1 protein-coding gene is annotated in these 572 nt (G+C 70.1%); it reads right to left on the minus strand.

Translation table 11 applies throughout. The features are described 5' to 3' along the window. Positions 1–143: 143 nt before the first annotated feature. Positions 144–572, minus strand: a 429-nt coding sequence (locus BST44_RS29260) for a DUF4190 domain-containing protein (RefSeq protein WP_083180057.1), incomplete at its 5' end; no start/stop codon positions are given.

A 572-nucleotide genomic window follows, 5' to 3' on the forward strand; every position in this document is an offset into this window, starting at 1 on the left:
AACGAGCCTACGAGCCAAACACCAGGTGATCAGGATCCAACCACCGCAACAAGCGGCAACCTCACCCTGACACTGAGGAAAGCCTAGGCAGCGGCGCGCGGCTGGCCGGACGGCGGCGGCGTTGGCCCCGTCATGCGCTGCGGCTAACGCGAGTGCATCGCGAACAGGACGACGATCGTTGTGACGACCAGGGTGGCGATGCCGATGACGATTCCGGCGACCGCGAGGCCGTAGCCGTCTTGCTGGGTGCGCTTGATCTGGTTCACCGCCACCGCGCCCAGCACGATGGCCACAATCGAGCCGAGGCAGCAGCAGAACACCCCGGTGAACGACGAGATGAGCGACGCGATAGCGAGCTTGTTCGTCCCCGGTTTGACTCCGCTCGGCGGGCCGTAGCCGCCGCGGTAGTCCGGTGCGGCGTAGTAGCCGCCCGGCGGGGGCGGCGGACCGTAGCCGCCGGGCGGCCCACCGAACTGGGGCGGCCCCGGCTGGTACGGCGGCACGCCATAGCCGGGCGGCTGGTCGTATCCCGGCGGGGGCCCGTAGCCGGATGGGGGCGGCGGGTATTGGGG

Source organism: Mycobacterium scrofulaceum (assembly GCF_002086735.1).
GTDB classification, from domain to species: Bacteria; Actinomycetota; Actinomycetes; order Mycobacteriales; family Mycobacteriaceae; genus Mycobacterium; species Mycobacterium scrofulaceum.